At 74.1% G+C, this 21,833-nt stretch carries 19 protein-coding genes and 1 pseudogene; 14 read left to right on the plus strand and 6 right to left on the minus strand.

The window, feature by feature from the left end:
• Positions 1-14: 14 nt before the first annotated feature.
• The 5 genes from KYY02_RS18070 to mug all read left to right on the plus strand — a co-directional run bounded on the left by KYY02_RS18070 (position 15) and on the right by mug (position 5,286).
• Positions 15-1,382 carry a hemolysin family protein gene (locus KYY02_RS18070; protein ID WP_371239013.1) on the plus strand — a complete coding sequence of 456 codons (1,368 nt, stop codon included), beginning with the start codon at positions 15-17 and terminating at the stop codon, positions 1,380-1,382.
• A complete protein-coding gene (locus KYY02_RS18075; protein WP_371239015.1) occupies positions 1,379-2,392 on the plus strand; it encodes a hemolysin family protein in 1,014 nt (337 codons plus the stop codon). The genes KYY02_RS18070 and KYY02_RS18075 overlap by 4 nt, the downstream gene beginning before the upstream one ends.
• Positions 2,393-2,449: 57 nt before the next feature.
• Positions 2,450-3,226: an SGNH/GDSL hydrolase family protein gene (locus KYY02_RS18080; protein WP_371239017.1), complete on the plus strand. Its 777-nt coding sequence runs from the start codon at positions 2,450-2,452 to the stop codon at positions 3,224-3,226.
• A 72-nt stretch (positions 3,227-3,298) separates the two neighbouring features.
• On the plus strand, positions 3,299-4,741 hold the full coding sequence (gene purB, locus KYY02_RS18085) for an adenylosuccinate lyase (protein WP_371239019.1): 1,443 nt from the start codon (positions 3,299-3,301) through the stop codon (positions 4,739-4,741).
• A complete protein-coding gene (mug, locus tag KYY02_RS18090; RefSeq protein WP_371239085.1) occupies positions 4,738-5,286 on the plus strand; it encodes a G/U mismatch-specific DNA glycosylase in 549 nt (182 codons plus the stop codon). Before purB ends, mug begins: the two co-directional genes overlap by 4 nt.
• 499 nt (positions 5,287-5,785) lie before the next feature.
• On the opposite strand, the gene KYY02_RS18095 is transcribed toward mug, so the two are convergent.
• A complete protein-coding gene (locus KYY02_RS18095; RefSeq protein WP_371239021.1) occupies positions 5,786-6,511 on the minus strand; it encodes an ABC transporter permease in 726 nt (241 codons plus the stop codon).
• Between the two features lie 2 nt (positions 6,512-6,513).
• Positions 6,514-7,434, minus strand: a complete 921-nt coding sequence (locus tag KYY02_RS18100; RefSeq protein ID WP_371239023.1) for an ABC transporter ATP-binding protein — start codon at positions 7,432-7,434, stop codon at positions 6,514-6,516.
• Positions 7,435-7,542: 108 nt separating this feature from the next.
• Here KYY02_RS18100 and KYY02_RS18105 point away from each other — a divergent pair, with 108 nt between their 5' ends.
• The 3 genes from KYY02_RS18105 to KYY02_RS18115 all read left to right on the plus strand — a co-directional run bounded on the left by KYY02_RS18105 (position 7,543) and on the right by KYY02_RS18115 (position 10,630).
• Positions 7,543-8,700: a sensor histidine kinase gene (locus KYY02_RS18105; protein ID WP_371239025.1), complete on the plus strand. Its 1,158-nt coding sequence runs from the start codon at positions 7,543-7,545 to the stop codon at positions 8,698-8,700.
• Positions 8,701-8,714: 14 nt separating this feature from the next.
• Entirely contained in the window at positions 8,715-9,377 is a 663-nt protein-coding gene (locus KYY02_RS18110) for a response regulator transcription factor (RefSeq protein WP_371239027.1), read from the plus strand.
• A 95-nt stretch (positions 9,378-9,472) separates the two neighbouring features.
• A complete protein-coding gene (locus tag KYY02_RS18115) occupies positions 9,473-10,630 on the plus strand; it encodes an ROK family transcriptional regulator (protein ID WP_371239029.1) in 1,158 nt (385 codons plus the stop codon).
• Between the two features lie 228 nt (positions 10,631-10,858).
• Here the strand turns inward: KYY02_RS18115 and KYY02_RS18120 are convergent, their stop codons facing one another.
• A complete protein-coding gene (locus KYY02_RS18120; RefSeq protein WP_371239031.1) occupies positions 10,859-11,620 on the minus strand; it encodes a GntR family transcriptional regulator in 762 nt (253 codons plus the stop codon).
• A gap of 345 nt (positions 11,621-11,965) precedes the next feature.
• Here KYY02_RS18120 and KYY02_RS18125 point away from each other — a divergent pair, with 345 nt between their 5' ends.
• From KYY02_RS18125 to KYY02_RS18140, 4 genes are all read left to right on the plus strand, one after another.
• Complete coding sequence (locus KYY02_RS18125) at positions 11,966-12,796, plus strand: alpha/beta fold hydrolase (protein ID WP_371239033.1); 831 nt, start codon at positions 11,966-11,968, stop codon at positions 12,794-12,796.
• Positions 12,797-12,852: 56 nt separating this feature from the next.
• Positions 12,853-14,283 (plus strand): MocR-like pyridoxine biosynthesis transcription factor PdxR, encoded by a 1,431-nt coding sequence (gene pdxR, locus KYY02_RS18130; protein WP_371239035.1) that lies wholly within the window; start codon positions 12,853-12,855, stop codon positions 14,281-14,283.
• 102 nt (positions 14,284-14,385) lie between these two features.
• On the plus strand, positions 14,386-15,972 hold the full coding sequence (locus tag KYY02_RS18135) for an alkaline phosphatase D family protein (protein ID WP_371239037.1): 1,587 nt from the start codon (positions 14,386-14,388) through the stop codon (positions 15,970-15,972).
• Positions 15,973-16,069: 97 nt separating this feature from the next.
• The gene (locus KYY02_RS18140; RefSeq protein ID WP_371239039.1) at positions 16,070-17,329 is read left to right on the plus strand and encodes a GNAT family N-acetyltransferase; all 1,260 of its coding nucleotides are present in this window, start codon (positions 16,070-16,072) and stop codon (positions 17,327-17,329) included.
• Between the two features lie 158 nt (positions 17,330-17,487).
• Here KYY02_RS18140 and KYY02_RS18145 read toward each other — a convergent pair whose 3' ends face one another.
• Positions 17,488-18,693, minus strand: a complete 1,206-nt coding sequence (locus tag KYY02_RS18145; protein ID WP_371239041.1) for a trans-sulfuration enzyme family protein — start codon at positions 18,691-18,693, stop codon at positions 17,488-17,490.
• Between the two features lie 42 nt (positions 18,694-18,735).
• Between KYY02_RS18145 and KYY02_RS18150 the strand changes: the two genes are divergently transcribed.
• On the plus strand, positions 18,736-19,227 hold the full coding sequence (locus KYY02_RS18150; protein WP_371239043.1) for an Lrp/AsnC family transcriptional regulator: 492 nt from the start codon (positions 18,736-18,738) through the stop codon (positions 19,225-19,227).
• A gap of 32 nt (positions 19,228-19,259) precedes the next feature.
• Entirely contained in the window at positions 19,260-20,948 is a 1,689-nt protein-coding gene (locus KYY02_RS18155) for a DUF885 domain-containing protein (RefSeq protein ID WP_371239045.1), read from the plus strand.
• A 16-nt stretch (positions 20,949-20,964) separates the two neighbouring features.
• On the opposite strand, the pseudogene KYY02_RS18160 reads toward KYY02_RS18155, so the two are convergent.
• Positions 20,965-21,307: pseudogene (locus KYY02_RS18160) on the minus strand (SDR family oxidoreductase); the annotation flags it as partial.
• Between the two features lie 4 nt (positions 21,308-21,311).
• A complete protein-coding gene (locus tag KYY02_RS18165; protein ID WP_371239047.1) occupies positions 21,312-21,785 on the minus strand; it encodes a rhodanese-like domain-containing protein in 474 nt (157 codons plus the stop codon).
• Positions 21,786-21,833: the final 48 nt, after the last annotated feature.

Here is a 21,833-nt window from a genome sequence, read left to right on the forward strand (position 1 = left end):
ACGGAGGTGACCCGATGACCGAAGTGCTCCTCCTTCTGACGGCGATCCTGCTCTCGCTCGCCTGCGGCGCGTTCGTCGCGGCCGAGTTCTCCCTCACCACGGTCGAGCGGGCCGATCTGGAGCGGGCCGCCGAACGCGGTGAGCGGGGGGCCGCGGGCGCCCTCGAAGCCGTACGGAACCTGACCTTCCAGCTCTCCGGCGCACAGCTCGGCATCACGGTCACCAACCTGGTGGTCGGCATGCTGGCCGAGCCCTCGATCGTCGCGCTGATCACCGGCCCGCTGGAGGACATCGGCGTCTCCGGTTCGGTGGCGCGCTCCCTCGCCCTGGTGATCGGCACGGCCCTGTCGACGGTGTTCCTGATGGTGGTCGGCGAGCTGGTGCCCAAGAACTGGGCGATCTCCTCGCCGCTGGCCGTCGCCAGACGGGTGGGCAACGCACAACGCTGGTTCAGCGCCGCCTTCCGCCCGTTCATCACGCACCTGAACAACATGGCCAACCGCATAGCGCGCCGCATCGGCGTGGAACCCGCCGAGGAACTGGAGTCCGCGCGCGGGCCGCAGGAGCTCGCGGCGCTCGCCCGGCACTCCGCCCGGGAGGGTGCCCTGGAGCCGGACACCGCCGAGCTCTTCGTCCGCACGCTGAACCTCGCCGACCTCACCGCCGCGAACGTGATGACACCGCGCGTCCGGGTCGTCGCACTGGAGGTGCACGCCACCTGTGAGGACGTGGCGAACGCGACCCGGGCGACCGGACTGTCCCGGTTCCCCGTCTACCGCGACACCCTCGACGCGGTCGTCGGCACCGCGCACGTCAAGGACGTGCTGGCGCTGCCCGCCGAACGCCGGGCCCGGGTGCCCGTGTCGGAGGTGATGCGCGAATCCCTGCTGGTCCCCGGAACGCTCACCGTCGACCGGCTCCTCGACCGGCTCTCCGGGCGGCGCACCATGGCCGTGGTGATCGACGAGTACGGCGGCACGGCCGGCGTGGCCACGCTGGAGGACATCGTCGAGGAGGTCGTCGGCGAGGTCCGCGACGAGCACGACCCGCACGAGACCCCCGACCTGGCCCGCGCCGGCACCGACGCGAACGGGCACACCCTGTTCTCGGCCGACGGCTCCGCGCGGGTGGACCAGCTCGCCCGGGTCGGCCTGCGCGCGCCGGAGGGGCCGTACGAGACCCTCGCCGGACTCGTGGCGGCCGGGCTGGGCCGGATCCCGGCCGTCGGCGACACCTTCGAGGTCGCCGGCTGGCGCCTGGACGTGGTCGACGCCACCGGCCGCCGTGCGGCGCGCGTCCTGCTGCACGCGCCCCTCGACGACCGGCACGCGACGGACCGGCGGACGGCCGGGACCACGAAGGACAGGGGGGCACGGCGATGACCGTCGTACAGCTGCTGATCGGTCTGGCGACCCTGGTCGTCAACGCCTTCTTCGTCGGCGCGGAGTTCGCGCTGATCTCGGTCCGCCGCAGCCAGATCGAGCCGTACGCGGACGGCGGCGACCGGCGCGCGAAGAGCGTGCTGTGGGGTCTGGAGCACGTCTCCGCGCTGATGGCGGCCGCGCAGCTCGGCATCACGCTGTGCACGCTGGTCCTCGGCGTCGTCGCCGAGCCGGCCATCGCACACCTGCTCGAACCGGCGTTCCACGCGGTGGGCGTGCCGCAGAGCGCGGGGCACGCGGTGTCGTTCGTGATCGCGCTGGCGCTCGCGACCTACCTGCACATGCTGCTCGGCGAGATGGTGCCGAAGAACATCGCGCTCGCCGAGCCGGTGCGCAGCGCCCTGTTGCTGGGTCCGCCGCTGGTGGCGCTGTCCCGCGTACTGCGCCCGGTGATCTTCACGGTCAACGCGTTCGCCAACGCGCTGCTGAAGCTGATGCGGGTCGAGACGCGGGACGAGGTCGTCGCGTCCTTCTCGGACTCCGAACTGGCCGAGATCGTGAGGGACTCGGGCGAGGCGGGCCTCATCGACGACCGTGCGCTCGAGCGGCTGCACGACGCGCTGGAGCTGGGCCGGCGGCCCGTGCGGGACGTGGTGATGCCACTGGAACGCGTGGTCTACGCAAGCGTGGGGGTCACCCCGGAGGGGCTGGAGCGGCTGTCGGCGGAGTCCGGGTTCTCCCGCTTCCCGGTGGTGGACGAGCAGCGGCGGATCGTCGGCTACCTGCACGTGAAGGACGCCCTGGACGCCTCGCCGCGGGACCTGCCGTTCCGGCTGGACGACATGCGGCCCATCGCACGGGTGCGGGAGAGCACACCGATGGACGACGTCCTCACCGCCATGCGGAGCAGCCGTACGCATCTGGCGGCCGTCCTCGGGACCGACGGGCGGCTGGCCGGACTGGTGACCATGGAGGACGTGCTGCAGGAGCTGTTCGGGCAGCGGGCCTGAGCGCGGGGAGGGCGACCGACCGCTGGGTATGTGCCGCGGGATACCATCTGTGTCGCCATGCACACGAATCCCACCTACAACAGCCTCGTCGCCCTCGGCGACTCCTTCACCGAAGGCATGTCGGACCTCCTTCCCGACGGCACCTACCGGGGCTGGGCCGATCTCCTCGCCGCACGGATGGCGGCCGCACGCCCCGGTTTCCGGTACGCCAACCTCGCGGTGCGCGGCAAGCTGATCCAGCAGATCGTCGACGAGCAGGTCGAGGCCGCCGCCGCCATGCGGGCCGACGTCGTCACCCTGGTCGGCGGGCTCAACGACACCCTGCGGCCCAAGTGCGACATGGGGAGGGTGCGGGACCTGCTGACCGAGGCCGTGGAGCGGCTGGCGCCGCACTGCGGGCAGCTGGTGCTGATGCACAGCCCCGGCCGCCAGGGGCCGGTCCTGGAGCGCTTCCGCCCGCGCATGGAGGCGCTGTTCGAGTGCGTCGACGAACTCGCCCGGAAGCACGGCGCGCTGGTCGTCGACCTGTACGGCGCGCCGTCGCTCGCCGACCCCCGGCTGTGGGACGTGGACCGGCTGCACCTGACCGCGGACGGGCACCGCAGGGTCGCCGAGGCGGTGTGGCAGACGCTCGGGCACCCGCCGGAGGACCCCGAGTGGCACCTGCCCCCGGAGGCGACGCTCCCCCCACGCTGGGTGGCCCGGCGGGTCGAGGACGCCCGGTTCGCCCGGCAGCACCTGCTGCCGTGGATCGGCCGCCGGCTCACCGGCCGTTCCTCCGGCGACGGGCTGCCGCCGAAGCGGCCCGAGCTGCTGCCCTACGAGGGCCGGTAGCGTCTCCCTGTGGTTTCCTCCAGGTCACCCGGTGGCGCGGGCCTGCAGGAATCGACAGTAGACTCCGTGCACGTGACTGCTGCGCCCGCCAAGCCCCGTATCCCCAACGTCCTCGCCGGACGCTACGCCTCCGCCGAGCTCGCCACGCTCTGGTCGCCCGAGCGGAAGGTGAAACTGGAGCGGCGGCTCTGGCTCGCCGTGCTGCGGGCCCAGAAGGACCTCGGGATCGAGGTGCCCGACACCGCGATCGCCGACTACGAGCGGGTCCTCGACACCGTCGACCTGGCCTCGATCGCCGAACGCGAGAAGGTCACCCGGCACGACGTGAAGGCGCGGATCGAGGAGTTCAACGACCTCGCCGGGCACGAGCACGTGCACAAGGGGATGACCTCCCGCGACCTCACCGAGAACGTCGAGCAGCTGCAGATCCGGCTCTCGCTGGAGCTGGTGCGCGACCGTACGGTGGCCGTGCTGGCCCGCCTGGGCAAGCTGGCCGGTGAGTACGGCGAGCTGGTCATGGCCGGCCGCTCGCACAACGTGGCCGCGCAGGCCACCACCCTCGGCAAGCGGTTCGCCACCGCCGCCGACGAGCTGCTCGTCGCGTACGGCCGGGTGGAGGAGCTGCTGGGCCGCTACCCGTTGCGCGGTGTCAAGGGCCCGGTCGGCACCGCGCAGGACATGCTGGACCTGCTCGGCGGCGACGCGGGCAAGCTGGCGGAGCTGGAGCGGCGGGTCGCCGGGCACCTGGGCTTCTCCCAGGCGTTCACGAGCGTCGGTCAGGTCTACCCGCGCTCGCTCGACTACGAGGTCGTCACCGCGCTGGTGCAGCTGGCCGCCGCGCCGTCGTCGCTGGCGAGGACGATCCGGCTGATGGCCGGGCACGAGCTGGTCACCGAGGGCTTCAAGCCGGGCCAGGTCGGCTCGTCCGCGATGCCGCACAAGATGAACACCCGCTCCTGCGAGCGCGTCAACGGCCTGATGGTGATCCTGCGCGGTTACGCCTCGATGACCGGCGAGCTGGCGGGCGACCAGTGGAACGAGGGCGACGTGTCCTGCTCGGTGGTGCGCCGGGTCGCGCTGCCGGACGCGTTCTTCGCGCTCGACGGCCTGTTGGAGACGTTCCTGACGGTGCTCGACGAGTTCGGCGCCTTCCCGGCGGTCGTGGCCCGGGAGCTGGACCGCTACCTGCCGTTCCTCGCCACCACCAAGGTGCTGATGGGCGCCGTGCGCGCGGGCGTCGGCCGCGAGGTCGCGCACGAGGCGATCAAGGAGAACGCCGTCGCCACCGCCCTCGCCATGCGGGAGCAGGGTGCCGAGCGCAACGACCTCCTCGACAAGCTCGCCGCCGACGAGCGGCTGCCGCTCGGCCGTGCCGAGCTGGAGGCGCTGATGGCGGACAAGCTGTCCTTCACCGGTGCCGCGGGCGACCAGGTCGCCACCGTCGTCGGCCGCGTCGACGAGATCGTCAAGCAGCACCCGGCGGCCGCCGGGTACACCCCCGGGGCGATCCTCTGACACGCTTCACCCAGGAGGAGCTGGAGGCCGCCCGCGACCGCCTCGTACCGGATGTGGTCGCGGACGGCCTGCGCGTGCTGTTCTGCGGCATCAACCCCGGTCTGATGACGGCCGCGACCGGTCACCACTTCGCCCGCCCCGGCAACCGCTTCTGGCCGGCCCTGCACCGCTCCGGTTTCACGCCCCGGCTGCTGCTGCCGTCCGAGCAGCGGGAGCTGCTGTCGTACGGACTCGGCATCACCAATGTCGTGGCGCGGGCGACCGCGCGGGCCGACGAGCTGGGCGCAGAGGAGTACCGGGAGGGCGGTCGGCTGCTCGCCCTGAAAGTGGCCCGGCTGCGGCCGCGGTGGCTGGCCGTGCTGGGAATCACCGCGTACCGCGCGGCGTTCGACGACCGGAAGGCGCGGGTCGGGCCCCAGGAGCGGACCATCGGCGGCACCCGCGTGTGGGTGCTGCCCAATCCGAGCGGGCTGAACGCGCACTGGACGCCGGCGACGCTGGCGGAGGAGTTCGGCCGGCTGCGGGAGGCCGCGGCCGAGGAGTGACGGCCGGGGCCCGGGGCGGAGCGGTTTCCGCGACCACCGTCGGCAGCCGGATCCCGTCGGCCGGGTCCCGGTCGGCGACCGCCACGGCGACCCGGCGTCCGGTGCCCCGCACCTGCCACAGCCGGGTCGCGCCGGCGCGGGCGCCGAGCCAGGCCCACGGCTCGGGCGCCCTCTCCCGCCCCGTGTGCGGCGGGACCGCCCGCGCGTTCCGGGGATCGGTGTCCCCCAGCGGGGGGCCGCACCTCGTACACGGCGTCGTGGTGCTCCTCGAACCGGCCCGCCGCCGCCCGCCGCACGGGATCGCCGCCCGGCCCGTCATCGGCCTCCAGCACGGCGACGTGGTGGCCCGGTCCCCCGAAGCCGACGTCCGGCGGGCCGTGCTCCGCCGGGAAGGGGCGGAAGCACAGCTCGTCGATGAGGGCGATGTGCCGGGCTGTGTCCGTCGGGTCCAGTGGACCCGCCACCGCCGGCGGCCGGCGGGGCGTCGGCCGGCTTCCGGTCAGGCGTCCCGGCGGCGCAGGCTCCACACCCCGGCCCCCAGGGCGGCAGCCGTCCACAGCGCGGTCACCGCCAGTCCCGCCCAGGGGCCGAGCGTTCCGTCGTGGGTCTCGTACAGGACCACCTGTCCGGCCCGGTCGGGCAGGAAGTCGACGACGGTGCCGGCCGCGTCGCCGATCACGAAGGACACGACGAGGATGAACGGGATCAGCACGGACAGCGTGGCCACCCCACTGCGCAGCAGGGTCGCGAGGCCCGCGGCGAACAGGGCCATCAGCGTGAGGTAGACGCCGCAGCCCACGACACCGCGGATCTGCTCGGCCGGGGTGAGGCCGCTCGCCGCCTGGCCGAGCCCCGCGCGTGCCACGAGGAGGGCGGCCAGAGAGGCCAACAGGCTCACGACCAGCGTGGGTACGGCGATCGCCGTGGCCTTCGCGGCGAACCAGCGTCCGCGTTGTGGGACCGCGGCCAAGGAGAGCCGCAGAGCCGCGTTGTGGTACTCCGCCGATACGGCCATGGCGCCGAAGGAGACGGCGGCGATCTGACCCGGAACGACACCGGACAGGGCCGTGAACAGCGGGTCGAGCTCCGGGTCCGACGTGCCATCCACTCCGGCGATCCCGGAGAACGCCGCGGTCACCGCGAAGAGCGCGAGCAGTGCTCCCGGGAGCGAGCGGACCGTGCGGATCTTCAGCAACTCGGAGTGGAGTACGGGTGCGAACCGCATGGTCAGGCCTCCTGGGGCTGCGCGGCGAACTCGGTCTCGGCGGCGGTCAGGTCCAGATAGGCCTGTTCCAGCGTGCCCTCGTCCGCGGTGAGTTCGAGGATCGGCACCCCGGCGGCGGAAGCGAGGCGTCCGACGTCGTCCACGCGCGCGTCCGGCACGGTCCAGTGGCCGTCCGGGTGTTCCACGGCGCCGTGACCGTGCCCGGCGAGGACGCTTTTGAGGCCGGTGGGGTCGGAGGTCCGGATGCGGACGGCGGGGCGCACGCGCGCGTCGATGAACTCCCGCATCGGGGTGTCGGCGAGGAGCCGGCCCCGTCCGAGGACGACGAGGTGGTCGGCGAAGGAGGCGGTCTCGTTCATCAGATGGCTGGATACCAGGACGGTCCGTCCCTCGTCCGCGAGCCGGCGCAGCAGGGTACGGATCCACACGATGCCTTCGGGGTCGAGGCCGTTGGACGGTTCGTCGAGCATGACCACCTCCGGGTCGCCGAGCAGCGCGGCGGCGATGCCCAGTCGCTGACGCATGCCCAGGGAGTACGTCCGCACCCGGCGGCGCCCCGCCGGGCCCAGGCCGGTCTCCTCCAGCACCTCGTCGACCCGGCGGTCCGGGATGCGGTGGCTCGCCGCCAGGACGCGCAGATGGTCGCGGCCGGTGCGGGAGCCGTGGGCGGCCTGGGCGTCCAGCAGGGCGCCCACCTGGCGCAGGGGTTCACTCAGGGTGGCGTAGGCGCGGCCGCCGATGGTGGCGGAGCCGGACGTGGGGTGGTCGAGGCCGAGCACCAGGCGCATGGTGGTGGACTTGCCGGCGCCGTTGGGGCCGAGGAATCCGGTGACGCCGCCGGGCCGGACGCGGAAGGTGAGGTGGTCGACGGCTCGCCGGGTGCCGTACTCCTTGGTGAGGTCCTGGACGTCGATGCTGGTCATGTGCCACAGCCTGGCCGTCCGGCCGGGCCGGGGCCTCCCCCGGCCTGGGGGATCGTCTCCCCCGTGCGGGGGAGACGGGTTGTCAGTGGGCGCTGGCACGATGACGGAATGATCCGCATGCTGCGCCCGTTCCGGCGGGCGGTGACGTACACACGGTGGCTGCATCTGTTCATGGCCGTCGTGTGGCCGGTCATGTGGTACCTCATCGACAACACCCGGATGTACCTGGCCGCGGTGCTGCTCGCGCTCGCCGGACTGGTGCCGGCGATGCGGACGGTGGAGGGGGTGCAGGCCGCCGGGCTGCTCCTCGGGCGGCGGTACGGCGCGCGCGACACGGAGATCGTGCCGGCGCCGTCCGCCACTTGGGCCCACCGCGGGCGGACCGTGGTGTGGCTCCAGTGCCGGCTGTTCCTCGGCGGTGGCGTCTCCTTTCTGACCATCCACCTGCCCATGCTCGCCGTGGACCTGGCGAACACGGCCGGGGGCGGTGCGGCGGATCCCGCGACGTTCGTGCAGGTTCCGGGGCAGCACTGGTGGTACGCGCTGCTCGTCCCCCTTCCGCTGCTGGTCCTCGGCGCCGTGGTCGTCGTGGCGGGCGAGCTGATCACCGCCCTGGCCCTGTGGCTGCTCGGGCCCTCCCCCGCCGAGCGACTGGCCGCTTTGGAGGCCCGCACCGACCAACTGCTGGAACGCAACCGCATCGCCCATGAGTTGCACGACTCGATCGGCCACGCCCTCACCGTCGCGGTGGTGCAGGCCGGTGCCGCGCGGGCGGCGGGCGATCCGGCCTTCACCGACCGGGCGCTGGACGCCATCGAGGAGACTGGCCGGGCGGCGCTGGAGGACCTGGAGCGGGTCCTGGGCGTCCTGCGTGAGCCCGAGAAGTCCGTCGGCAGCCGGCCGACACTGGCTGAGGCCGGCCGTCTGCTGGAGTCCGCCCGCGCGTCCGGGGCGAAGGTCGACGCCGAGGTGGCCGGCCCCCTGGACACCGTGCCGGGTCCGGTGTCCCGCGAGGGCTACCGCATCCTGCAGGAGTCACTGACCAACGCGCTGCGGCACGCGGGGGCGGTTCCCGTACGGGTCGGGGTGCGTGTCGCCGACGGGACGCTGCTGCTGGAGATCCGCAACCCGCTGGCCGAGGCGCTACCCGGCCGGGGCAGCGGCCTGCGCGGCATACGCGAGCGCGCGGCGCTGCTGGGCGGCCGGGCGTGGACGGGCCCCGACGAGGGCGACTGGCGGGTGCGCGTCGAGCTGCCGTTGCGCTGATCTACGCTGGCCGGATGCCGGTGACCGTTCTGCTCGTCGACGACGAACCCCTCGTACGCACGGGTCTGCGGGCCGTGTTGGAGGCACAGCCGGACATCGAGGTGGTCGGGGAGGCGGCCGACGGTGCGGCGGTGATCCCACTGGTGCGGCGACTGCGGCCGGACGTGGTCGCCATGGACGTACGCATGCCGCTGCTGGACGGGATCGATGCCACGCGCGCGCTGCTGCGGTCGGTCGACGCGCCGCCGAAGATCCTCGTCGTGACGACGTTCGAGAACGACGAGTACGTGTACGGGGCGCTGCGTGCGGGCGCCGACGGGTTCCTGCTGAAGCGGGCGCGGCCCGCGGAGATCGTGCACGCGGTGCGGCTGGTCGCCGAGGGCGAGTCGCTGCTGTTCCCCGCGTCGGTGCGGCGGCTCGCCGCCGAGTACGGGAACGGAGGCGGAAACCGCGCGGCGCGCGCCGTGCTGGAGCGGGCGCGGCTGACCGAGCGCGAGAGGGAGGTGCTGCGGCTGATGGCGCGGGGCCTGACGAACGCGGAGATAGCGGCGCGGCTGGTGGTGGGGACGGAGACCGTGAAGTCCCATGTGAGCGCCGTGCTGGCGAAGCTGGGGGCGCGGGACCGGACCCAGGCGGTGATCGCCGCCTACGAGTCGGGCTTCGTGGCGCCGGGCTGAACCGCGTACCCAAAGCTGCCGCGCCCGGAGGTCGCCGGGGTCCGCCGCGCCGAGTACGATCCGCCCAACACGCGCACGAGCTGGGAGGACGGACGGTGGGTCGGCTGACCGGCGGGGCCCCCTCGCTGCTGCGAAGGATCAACTCCGCGGTCGTACTGCACGCGTTGCGGGCGACGGACTGCGCGACGCTGACCGAGGTGACCCGGGTGACGGGACTGTCCCGGCCGACCGTCGAGGGCGTCGTGGAGGGACTCATCGAGGCGGGTCTCGTCGTGGAGACGGCGGCCGGGGAAGGGGCCGCGCGACGGCAGGGACGGCCGGCGCGGCGGTTCCGGTTCCGGGCGGAGGCCGGGCATCTGCTCGGCCTGGAGATCGGCGCGCACCGGGTGGCCGCGCTGCTGGCCGATCTGGACGGCCGGGTGATCGGCGCACAGGCCCGGGACGTCGACGAGACCGTCGACGCCGACGAGCGGCTGGAGCGGCTGCGCACAGCCGTCGCGGAGCTGCTGCGGCGGGCCGGTGTCCCGCGCGGCTCGCTGCGCGCCGTGGGCGTGGGCACGCCGGGAATCGTGGAGGCGGACGGCACCGTGCGGCTGGGCACGGCGCTGCCCGGCTGGACGGGGCTCGGCCTCGGCGAGCGGCTGAGCCGGTCCTTCAGGTGTCCGGTGCTGGTGGAGAACGACGCGAACGCGGCCGTCGTCGCCGAGCACTGGAAGGGCGCCGCCCGGGGAACCGACGACGTGGTGTTCGTGCTGGCCGGGCTGAGTCCGGGCGCCGGCTCGCTGATCGGCGGGCGGCTGCACCGGGGGTACGGCGGGGCGGCCGGCGAGATCGGTGCGCTGCACCTGCTGGGCCGGGAAGCGACCCCCGAAACCCTGCTGTCCACCACGGACGAGCCGCTGCACCCGCTCGACGAGCAGGCCGTCGCGGACGTCTTCGCCCAGGCCCGCGAGGGCGACCAGCGGGCGCTGGCGGCCATGGACCGGTTCATCCGCCGGCTCGTCCACGACGTGGCGGCACTGGTGCTGGCCCTCGACCCGGAGCTGGTCGTGATCGGCGGCTGGGCGGCCGGCCTGGACGGCGTCCTGGAGCCGCTGCGCCGCGAACTGGCCCGCTACTGCCTGCGTCCGCCGAAGGTCGCCCTGTCCCGCCTCGGCGAGGCGGCGGTCGCCACCGGCGCGGTCCGCCTCGCCCTCGACCACGTGGAGGAGCAACTCTTCGCGGTGGAGGGCACGGTGACGGCCCGCCGCTGACGGCCGCGCGCTCCGGCCCCGGTGGGTACCCGGACCCCGGCCGGAGCGAACGGCGCCCGCACCGACGCCTCGGCACCCGGTCGGCCTGCGGAACGGCGAACGCACCGACGGAAGGCGCCCGGCGAGACAGCACCACGGTGACGGCGGAGGCGTACAGCGCGCCCTCACGCCTTCAGCTGTCGGCCGACCGGCAGCGAGCCGTCACCGCACCGGCGGGCCGCCGCACCGTCAGGACGCGTGGCGTTCCGGTCCGTGGTGGATCTCGACGCCGCCGGAGTCGCCGAAGGTCAGACGGCAGGTGTCCGCGCGGTACGTGGCCACGGAGAGCGCGGCGGTGCGGCCACGGGCGACGAAGCGGGTGGTGACGACGAGGACGGGCGCACCGGGCAGACGGTCCAGTTCGCGCGCGTCGTCCGCGCGGGCGGAGCCGAGCTCCACCGCGTTCTCCTGCCGCTCCAGCTCCAGGCGCTGCAGTTCCCGCAGCACCGCACGCGCGCGTGCGGCGCCGGACGGCGCGTCGATGCCGGACAGGTCCGGTACCGAGTCCGCGGGGATGTAGAGGAGTTCGGCGGCGACGGGCTGGCCGTGGGAGACGCGGGAGCGCCGCACGACGTGCACGGACTCGTCGCGGCCGGTCACCAGCGTCTCGGCGACGGCGGCGGGCGGCACCTCGAGCGCGCAGTCGAGGGCCTGCCAGGCGTCGTGCGGCCCGCCGGGCCAGGCCTGCTGTGCCGTGCCGACGGACACGCCCATGCGCGGCGGGGCGACCGTGGTGCCCACGCCGCGGCGGCGCTGCAGCCTGCCTTCGAGCTCGAGTTGTTCCAGGGCCTGCCGGAGCGTGGCGCGGGCGACGCCGAAGCGGGCGGCGAGGTCGCGCTCGTTGGGCAGGATCTCGCCCACCGAGAACTCCGAGTCCAGCGCCTCACTGAGCACGGTCCTGAGGTGCCAGTACTTCGGTTCCGGCACCGTTCCCAGCTGCGTGGTCCCCACCCTGTCCTCCACGATCGCCGTGTCCGGCCGCGTTTTAGCGCCCTTGTTTATTAAAGGTTGTTTCACTTGTCTGCGACCATAAAGCGCCCCTCACCCTTGGTCAAGACCAATCGGGTACGACGACGGGCCCCGGGGGCGTGCCGGGGTCGCGGTGCGGGGGCTTCCACCGGGCGCGGCGAGCGAACGCGGCTTGCCAGGGCCGCGGATGACGTACACCCTCCGCACGCGCCCGTCGGCCGACGGCCGGCGCCGACCGGGGGCTACCCGCCGGTAGTCATTGCTGACAAGCTGTCCACGGCGTCGGGCGACGTCCGTTCCCACGAGTCCCAGACGAGGAGCACCCCCATGTCCGCGACCGTCTCCTTCGAGGTCACCTCTCCCCTCGGCCCGCAGACCGTGACCCTGTCCTACGCGCGCGCGGGCCGCGGCGAACCGCTGCTCCTGCTGCACGGCATCGGCCACCACCGCCAGGCCTGGGACCCGGTGGTGGACGTCCTGGCGACCGAGCGCGAGGTGATCGCCGTGGACCTGCCGGGCTTCGGCGCCTCCCCGCCGCTGCCCGACGGCCTCGCCCACGACCTGCCGACCATGAACGCCGCCCTGGGCGCCCTGTGCGAGGAGCTGGAGCTCGGCCGGCCGCACGTCGCGGGCAACTCGCTCGGCGGCCTGCTGGCCCTGGAGCTCGGCCGTGAACGGCTCGTGCGGTCCGTCACCGCCCTGTCCCCCGCGGGTTTCTGGACCCGGGCGGAGCGGCGGTACGCCTTCGGCGTGCTGATCGGCATGCGGCGCGTCGCGGAGCGGATGCCGCTCCCGCTGGTCGAGCGCCTCGCCCGCTCCGCGGCCGGCCGGGCGGCGCTGACCGGCACCATCTACGCCCGCCCCGGACGCCGGTCCCCCGAGGCCGTGGTCGCCGAGACGCTCGCCCTCGCCGGGGCCGGAAGCTTCACCGAGACCCTCCGCGCGGGCAGCGCCGTACGGTTCACCGACGACGTGCCCGGCATCCCCGTGACCGTCGCCTGGGGCGCCCGGGACCGGATCCTGATCCCCCGGCAGGGCATCCGCGCCAAGCGGATCATCCCCCGGGCCCGGCTGGTCCGGCTGCCCGGCTGCGGTCACGTCCCGATGAACGACGACCCGGCGCTGGTCGCGCGCGTCATCCTCGACGGCAGCCGCTGAGGGCGGGGCCGCACGGAGGCGTCCCGCGGCCCGTGAACGCCTAGGGTGACCCTGTCATGACGTCACCGCAGACCGGCCCCGACGGGCCCGCCTCCGCCCCCGCCTGGGAGTTGCTGCTGCCCGCCGTCTCCGCACCGGCACGCGCGCGCGGCCGTTCGCTGCAGGCCGCGCTGCGCGAGGCGGTGCGGTCGGGGCGGCTCGCGCCGGGGACCCGGCTGCCCTCCAGCCGTGACCTGGCAGCCGATCTCGGCGTGTCGCGCGGGCTGATCACGGAGGCGTACGAGCAGCTGACGGCGGAGGGCTACCTGCGCTCCGGCCGGGGCTCCGGGACGTGGGTGGGGGCGGCGGTGCGGGCCGCCCGCCCGCACGCCCGGGACCTCGCCCCGCGCACCCCCGGCACCCGCGCGGACTTCGTCCCCGGGACACCCGACCTGTCGCTGTTCCCCCGCGCGGCGTGGGCGGCGGCGCAGCGCGGTGTGCTCGCGGACCTTCCGCACCAGGAGCTGGGCTACCCCGATCCGCGCGGGCTGCCCCGGCTGCGCACGGCACTGGCCGGGCTGCTCGCACGGCGCCGGGGCGTGGTGGCCGATCCCGAGCGGATCGTGGTGGTCTCCGGGGTGGCGCAGGCGTCGGCGCTGCTCGGGTCCGCCCTCCACGCGCGCGGGGTGCGCGCCGTCGCCGTGGAGGACCCCGGCAGCCCGCAGCACGAGTCCCTGTACGCCGCCGCCGGGGTCACCGCCGTCCCCGTGCCGGTGGACGGCGAGGGGCTCGCGATGGAGCCGCTGCGGGCCTCGGGGGCGCGGGCGGCCGTCGTGACGCCGGCGCACCAGTTCCCCACCGGCATCGCGTACTCCGCACGGCGCCGGACCGAACTGCTCGACTGGGCGCGGTCCGTGGACGGGATCGTCCTGGAGGACGACTACGACGGCGACTTCCGCTACGACCGGGCACCCGTCGGCGCTCTCCAGGGGCTCGACCCCGAGCACGTGGCCTACACCGGCTCGGTCAGCAAGTCCCTCGCCCCGGGGCTGCGGCTCGGCTGGCTGCTGGTTCCACGGGGGTGGGCCGAGGAGGTGGTGGAGCGCAAGCGCACCATGGATCTCGGTCATCCCGCCCTGGACCAGGCGCTGTTCGCCCGGTTCCTGGAACGCGGCGACTACGACCGTCAGCTGCGCCGCTGCCAGCGCGCCTACCGCGAGCGGCGTGACGCCCTGGTCGCCGCCCTCGGGGAGCACTTCCCGGGCGCCGGGGTGTCGGGGATCGCGGCGGGGCTGCACGTCATCGTCGCGCTGCCGGAGCGCTACGGGCCGCGGGAGCGTTTCCTCGCACGCGTGGCGGAGGCCGGTGTGGCGGTGCGCCCGCTCGCGGACTACGCGCACGCCGGGACACCGGAGGAGGGCGTACGGCTCGTGCTGGGCTACGCGCACGTGGCGCCCGCGCGGATCCACGAGGGTGTGCGCCTGATGGCGAGGGCCGCCGCCCGGTAGCCGCCCGAGCGAGTTGTTCACCCGGGGTTCGCGCGCACGCCGCGCCGCCCGCGTAGGTGTGGTCGCACACACTGGCCGGATCCCGTCCCTGGAGGCGCATCCATGTCACACCGTCCGCTCCCCGGCCGTCGCGCCGTGCTGCGCGGCTCGCTCGCGGCCTCGGCGGCCCTGGCCCTGCCCACCACCGCGCTCGCGGCGCCCGCCTTCGCCCGGTCGGGGCGTCCGCGGGCCGGGTGGGGCGTGCAGACCGGCGACGTCACAAGCGACTCGGGACTGGTGTGGGTGCGCTCCGACCGTCCGGCGCGGATGATCGTCGAGACGTCGGCGACCGAGTCGTTCCGTCGCCCGCGCCGGTGGCGTGGTCCGCTGCTCGGCGCGGACACCGACTTCACCGGCACGACCCGGCTGCGCGGGCTGCCGTCCGGGCAGCAGATCCACTACCGGGTGCTGCTCGCCGACCCCGACGACCCGCGCCGCACCGGTGAGCCGGTCACCGGCACGTTCCGCACGGTCTCCACCCGGCGCCGGGACGGCGTGCGGTTCCTGTGGTCGGGGGACCTGGCGGGCCAGGGCTGGGGCATCAACCCCGACATCGGTGGCTACCGCATCTTCGACGCGATGGCGCGCCTCGACCCCGACTTCTTCCTGTTCAGCGGCGACACCGTCTATGCCGACGGCCCCGTCTCCGCGACCGCCGCCCTGCCGGGCGGCGGTGTCTGGCGGAACGTCACCACCGAGGAGAAGGCCAAGGTCGCCGAGACCCTGGCCGAGTTCCGGGGCAACTTCCGCTACAACCTGCTCGACGAGAACCTGCGCCGGTTCAACGCCCGGGTGCCGTCCATCGTGCAGTGGGACGACCACGAGGTGCGCAACAACTGGTACCCGGGCCAGCGGATCGCGGAGACGGACTCCCGGTACGCGGAGAAGAGCGTCGACGTGCTGGCGGCCCGGGCGCGGCGCGCGTTCGGCGAGTACTTCCCGATGTCCACGCTGCGGCCGGGCGCCCGGGAGGGCCGGGTGTACCGGGTGCTGCGGCAGGGTCCGCTGCTCGACGTGTTCGTGCTGGACATGCGGACGTACCGCAACGCCAACTCCTCCGGCGACCAGACCGTGGACCCGCAGGGCATCCTCGGACGGGAGCAACTGGAGTGGCTGAAGCGGGAGCTGGCTCGGTCGCGGGCGGTGTGGAAGGTGATCGCCGCCGACATGCCGATCGGTCTCGTCGTGCCCGACACGACCGAGGGCGCGCGGCACGTCGAGGCGGTGGCCCAGGGCGACCCGGGGGCACCGCTGGGTCGGGAGCTGCAGATCGCGGAGCTGCTGCGGTTCGTCAAGCACCGGCGGATCACCGGCACGGTGTGGCTGACGGCCGACGTGCACCACACCTCGGCGCAGCACTACCAGCCCTCACGGGCCGCGTTCGACGACTTCGAGCCGTTCTGGGAGTTCGTCTCCGGTCCGCTGAACGCGGGCGCCTTCCCGGCCAGTGCGCTCGACGGCACCTTCGGCCCGGAGCGGGTGTGGGTGAAGGCACCGAGCGCCTCGAACGTCTCGCCCGCCGAGGGCTACCAGTTCTTCGGCGAGGTCGACATCGACGGCGGCAGCGGTGAGCTGACGGTGCGGATGCGGGAGCAGGACGGCACCGTGCTGTTCACGAAGACACTGCGACCGGGCCTGGTCGGTCAGTAAATCAACAAAACGGACAGAAGCGGGCTTTACCCATCAGTCACAGTGCGTTTGTGATCACGAAACACGATTCCTTCACAGTGACTGTATGAGTCGAGACATGTCCGACGTGACGAACACCCGGAACGGCGGGCCCGTGCACCGCCGGTGGCACCCCGCCGAACTCACCGCGCGGTGCACGGCCGCCTTCCACGCGTGGTGGGCACGGCGCCACGGCCACGCACCGCCGGCGCACGATACCGGCGGTGCCCGGCCGCCCTCCGCCGCGGCCGGCGGCAGCGTGCTGTGGCGGATGCGGACGACGGTGAAGGACGAACCGGGCGCGCTGGCCGCGCTCTGCACGGCGCTGGCCGAGCTGCGGGTCGACATCCTGAGCCTGCAGACCCACCCGCTGGGCGAGGACACCGTCGACGAGTTCCTGCTGCGCGCCCCGGAGGGGACGGACCTCCTCGCCGCCGTGTCGCTCGCCGGGGGCACGGACACCTGGACCGAGCGGGCCGACGCCCACGATCTGGTGGACGCGCCGACCCGGGTCCTGGGGCTGGCCGCCCGCACCGCCCAGGACGCGGCCGAACTACCGCTCGCACTGCGCCAGTTGCTGGGCCGGTGCACGATCCGCTCCCGGCCCGCCACCTCCATGGGCGGCCGACGGGTCCCCGAAGAGGGCCTGTTGGAGGACACCGTGATCCGGCTGCGCGCCCCGGAGGGCGGGGTGATCACCGTGGAACGGCCGTATCTGCCGTTCACCCCCACCGAGTTCGCCCGCGCCCGCGCGCTGGTGGAACTGGACGCCCGGCTCGGTCCGCGCATCCCGCGCGGCCGTGACGTCCTCACGCTGCCGGAAGGCGGCACTGTCTCCGTGCGCCGCGCGGACACCGGCGATCTGGCGGCCGCGCGGGCGATGCACGAGCGGTGCTCCACCGAGACCCTGCGCATGCGGTACCACGGGCCGGTCGGCGACGCGGACCGCTATCTGAACCACCTGCTCAGCCCGCGCTTCGGCCGCACGCTCGCCGCGCAGACCGCCTCGGGCCGCGTCGTCGGCCTCGGTCACCTGCTGTGGGACGGCGACGAGACCGAGGTCGCGCTGATCGTGGAGGACGCCTGGCAGCGCCGGGGCATCGGCGCCGAGCTGCTCACCCGGCTGGTGGCGATGGCGGCCGAGGACGGCTGCGCCCAGGTGTACGCCGTGACCCAGGCGTCCAACACCGGCATGGTCGCCGCGATGCGCGGTCTGGGGCTGCCGCTCGACTACCAGATCGAGGAGGGCACGCTGGTCATCACGGCCCGCCTGGACGCCGTGGCGGGCCCCCGTGTACCCGGGGAGCGGGAGCACGGCGAGCGGATCGGCCGGTCGTAGCCCGTCGCGCGCGGACACCCGCCGACGCCGCACCCGGCACGGGGCCGTGCCCACCGCGCGGTTGCGGTGCGAGGGCCACAGCGCGCCGGACGGCGCGCGGTCATCCGGGGAACGGCCCGGCAGGTCGCGCCGCCGGGCCGTTCCCCGTGCGCCCGGCCTCAGCCCCGAGCCGACCCCTCCGGGCGTTCGGGCGTCCCGGCCCGCTCCCCCAGGGCCGCGTCCAGATCGGCCCACAGGTCCTCGACGTCCTCCAGGCCGACCGAGAGCCTCAGCAGCCGGTCGCTCACCCCGGCCTCCCTGCGGTCGTCGGCGTCGACGATGCGGTGACTGATGGAGGCCGGGTGCTGGATGAGGGAGTCCACGCTGCCCAGGCTGACGGCCGGGGTGATCAGACGTACGCCGGCGATCACCTCGTGCGGGTCCCCGTGCACCTCGAAGGAGACCATCGCCCCGCCGATGCCCGGGTAGTGGACCCGGGCCACGCGCGGATCGACGGCGAGCCGGCCGGCGAGTTCGGCGGCGCCCGCGGACGCGGCCCGCACCCGTACCGGCAGGGTCGCCAGACCGCGCAGCAGCAGGTAGCCGGCCAGCGGGTGCAGCACACCGCCCGTGGCGAACCGCACCTGGCGCAGTCGCCCGGCGAACTCCTCGTCGCAGGCCACCACGCCCGCCAGCACGTCCCCGTGCCCGCCGAGGTACTTGGTGGCGCTGTGCAGCACCAGCCGCGCCCCGTGCTCGGCCGGGCGCTGGAGGACCGGGGTGGCGAAGGTGTTGTCGACGAGCAGCGGCACGGAGCCGCAGGCGTGGGCGACGGCCCGCAGGTCGATCTCGGCGAGCGTGGGGTTGGCCGGGGTCTCCACGAGCACCAGGCCGGTGTCGGGACGCAGCGCGTCGGCGACCCCGGCCGGGTCGGTCCAGGTCACCTCGGAGCCGAGCAGTCCGGCGGTCAGCAGATGATCGCTGCACCCGTACAGGGGGCGTACGGCGACGGCGTGCCGCAGTCCCATCGAGCCGCGGACCAGCAGGACGGCGCTGAGCGCGGCCATGCCACTGGCGAACGCGACCGCCGATCCGGTGCCTTCGAGCCGTGCCAGGGCGGTCTCGAAGCGGGCGACGGTCGGGTTGCCGAGCCGCCCGTAGACGGGGGAACCCTCCGGTTCGGCTCCGGTGGAGGCGAAGGCGTCGATGCGGGCCGCCTCGGCGCGGCTGTCGTACGAGGGGTAGGTGGTCGACAGGTCGATCGGCGGGGCGTGCAGTCCCAGGCCTGCGAGGTCGTCGCGGCCTGCGTGCACGGCCTCGGTGGCGAGTGCGCGTGTGGTGCGTCGCGTGTCCATGCCCAAGTCCATGGAGGGAAGGGTGAACATCGAGCGGGTTCCGGGGGCCGTACCCCGTGCTACGTTCGGCCGATGGCCGAATCTGTCGTACTGGATCCGGTGGATCTCCGCCTGCTGCGTCTGTTGCAGAACGACGCCCGGACGACGTACCGGGACCTCGCCGCACAGGTCGGGGTCGCGCCGTCGACCTGTCTGGACCGGGTGACCCGGCTGCGCCGCTCCGGCGTGATCCTCGGGCACCGGCTGGAACTGGATCCCGCCAAGCTGGGGCGCGGGCTCCAGGCTCTGCTGTCGGTGCAGGTCAGACCGCACCGACGGGAGCTGGTGGGACCGTTCGTGGAACGGGTCCGGGCGCTGCCGGAGTCGCTGACCGTGTTCCATCTGACCGGCCCCGACGACTATCTGGTGCACGTCGCGGTCGCGGACATGGCGGACCTGCAACGGCTGGTGCTCGACGAGTTCACCGCGCGGCGGGAGGTGGCCCGTGTGGAGACCCGGCTGATCTTCCAGCGGTGGGACTGCGGTCCCGTGCTGCCGCCTTCGCCCACAGCTCAAACCGGATGACGTGCGACGGGCCGCGTACCAGGATGGTCCGCATGTCTCAGACCAACAGCGCGCTTCCCCGTCAGGTCGCCGACGCCTACGTCGACGAGCTCATCGCCCTCGACCCGGTCACCGGAACGTTCCTCGGAGTGAGGGAGAGCTCCTCCCGTCTGCCCGATCTCTCGCCCGCCGGACAGGAGGCGCTCGCCGGGCTCCAGCGGGCCACGCTCGCACGGCTCGACGAGGCCGAGCGGCGGCCGGGCGCGGACAGCGACATCGAACGCCGCTGCGCCCGCCTGCTGCGCGAGCGGCTCACCGCGGAACTCGCCGTGCACGAGGCCGACGAGGGTCTGCGCGCGGTCGGCAACCTGGGCACGGTCGCGCATGCGGTGCGCGAGGTGTTCACCGTGACGCCGGCCGGGACGGAGGAGGACTGGGCGGCGATCGCCGAGCGGCTGCGCGCGGTCCCGGCCGCGCTGGCGGGCTACCGGGAGTCCCTCGCCCTCGGCCTGGAGCGCAGGCTGTACGCGGCTCCGCGCCCGACGAAGACGTTCACCGGACAGCTCGACGAGTGGGCGGACACCGGCGAGGGCCGGGGCTGGTTCGAGGACTTCGCCGCGGCGGGACCGGACGCGCTGCGCACGGAGCTGGACGAGGGCGCCCGCGCGGCGACCGCGGCCGTCGTGGAGCTGCGGGACTGGATGCGCGACGTGTACGCGCCGGCCGTCGAGGGCGCGCCGAACACGGTGGGCCGGGAGCGGTACGCCCGCTGGGCCCGCTACTACAACGGCACCGATCTCGACCTGGACGAGGCGTACGCGTACGGCTGGTCCGAGTACCACCGGCTGCTCGGCGAGATGAGGACGGAGGCCGAGAAGGTCCTGCCCGGCGCCGCGACGCCGTGGGTGGCGCTGGCGCACCTGGACGAGCACGGCCGGCACATCGAGGGCGTCGACGAGGTCCGCCGGTGGCTCCAGGGCGTGATGGACCGGGCGATCGACTCCCTGGACGGCACCCACTTCGACCTCGCCGAGCGGGTGCGGAAGGTGGAGTCGCGGATCGCCCCGGCGGGCAGCGCGGCGGCACCGTACTACACGCCTCCGTCGGAGGACTTCTCCCGGCCCGGCTGCACCTGGCTCCCCACGATGGGCCTGACCCGCTTCCCGGTCTACGACCTGGTGTCGACCTGGTACCACGAGGGCGTGCCCGGCCATCACCTCCAGCTGGCGCAGTGGGTGCACGTGGCCGAGGACCTCTCCCGCTACCAGGCCTCCGTGGGCATGGTCAGCGCCAACGCCGAGGGCTGGGCGCTGTACGCGGAACGGCTGATGGACGAACTCGGTTTCCTCACGGACGCGGAGGAGCGGCTGGGCTACCTGGACGCGCAGATGATGCGGGCGGCCCGGGTCATCGTCGACATCGGCATGCACCTGGAGCTTCAGATCCCGGCGGACTCGCCGTTCCACCCGGGCGAGCACTGGACGCCGGAACTGGCCGAGGAGTTCTTCGGGGCGCACAGCAGCCGCCCGGCGGACTTCGTGGAGAGCGAGCTCACCCGCTATCTGACGATCCCGGGCCAGGCGATCGGCTACAAGCTCGGCGAGCGGGCGTGGCTGCTGGGCCGGGAGAACGCCCGTGAGCGGCACGGTGACGCCTTCGATCTCAAGGCCTGGCACATGGCCGCGCTGTCCCAGGGTTCGCTGGGCCTGGACGATCTGGTGGACGAGCTGTCGGCGCTGTGAGCCGGGCCGGCGCCCGTCAGCACCGGAAGCCGCCCTCGGAGTCGACGACCTGACCGGTGAGCCCGTCCGTCTCGTCGCGTGCCCGGGCACGCGACGAGACGGACGGGGCCGTCGGGCATGCCCCAGCGGCCCGCGGGGAAGAGGGCCGCGACGGCGTCGTGGGCGTCGCCGGTCAGGTGGTCCGTGTCCACCGGGCCGGGGTCGACGGTTCTCCCGGTGACCGCGTGCTCGGCCAGGGCGGTCGCCAGGGAACGGGTGGTCGAGGCGAGGGCGCCCTTCCAAAGGACGCAGGCGATCTCGCCCGGCATACCGCCGGCGATGCCCTGCCCGGAGGTCATCGTCACCACGCGTCCGCCCGGGGGTTCAGCATCCGCAGTCGCCGGCGCCCACGGGCGCGGTCAGCGGGTCGGGGGCGCGGCGCTCACGGCCCCGCCGGGTCTCGAACTCGAAGCCCTCACGCACCCAGTACTCGAATCCGCCGAGCATCTCCTTGACCCGGTGGCCGAGTTCGGCGAGGGCGAGCGCGGCGCGGGCGGCGCCGTCGCAGCCGGGGCCCCAGCAGTACGTCACGACCGGAACGGACGGGTCCAGGAGCTCCGCGGCCCGCTCGGGGACGAGCGCGGCGGGAAGGTGCACCGCGCCGGGCACGTGCCCCTGGTCCCAGGCCTCGGCGGAACGCGAGTCGACCAGGACGAACCCGGGGTCGCCGCCGGCCGCGAGGGCGGCGGCCACGTCGGAGACGTCGGTGTGGAAGGCGAGGCTCGCGCGGAAGTGGGCGGCGGCGTCGGCCGGGGAGGCAGGGGCGACGCGCAGGACGGAGTTCACGGTGGTGGTCATGGGAGAGAAACTACGGCCGCGGGATCCGGACCTGAAGCCGAGAACCCC

This window comes from Streptomyces pimonensis, assembly GCF_041380215.1.
In the GTDB taxonomy this organism is placed as follows: Bacteria; Actinomycetota; Actinomycetes; order Streptomycetales; family Streptomycetaceae; genus Streptomyces; species Streptomyces pimonensis.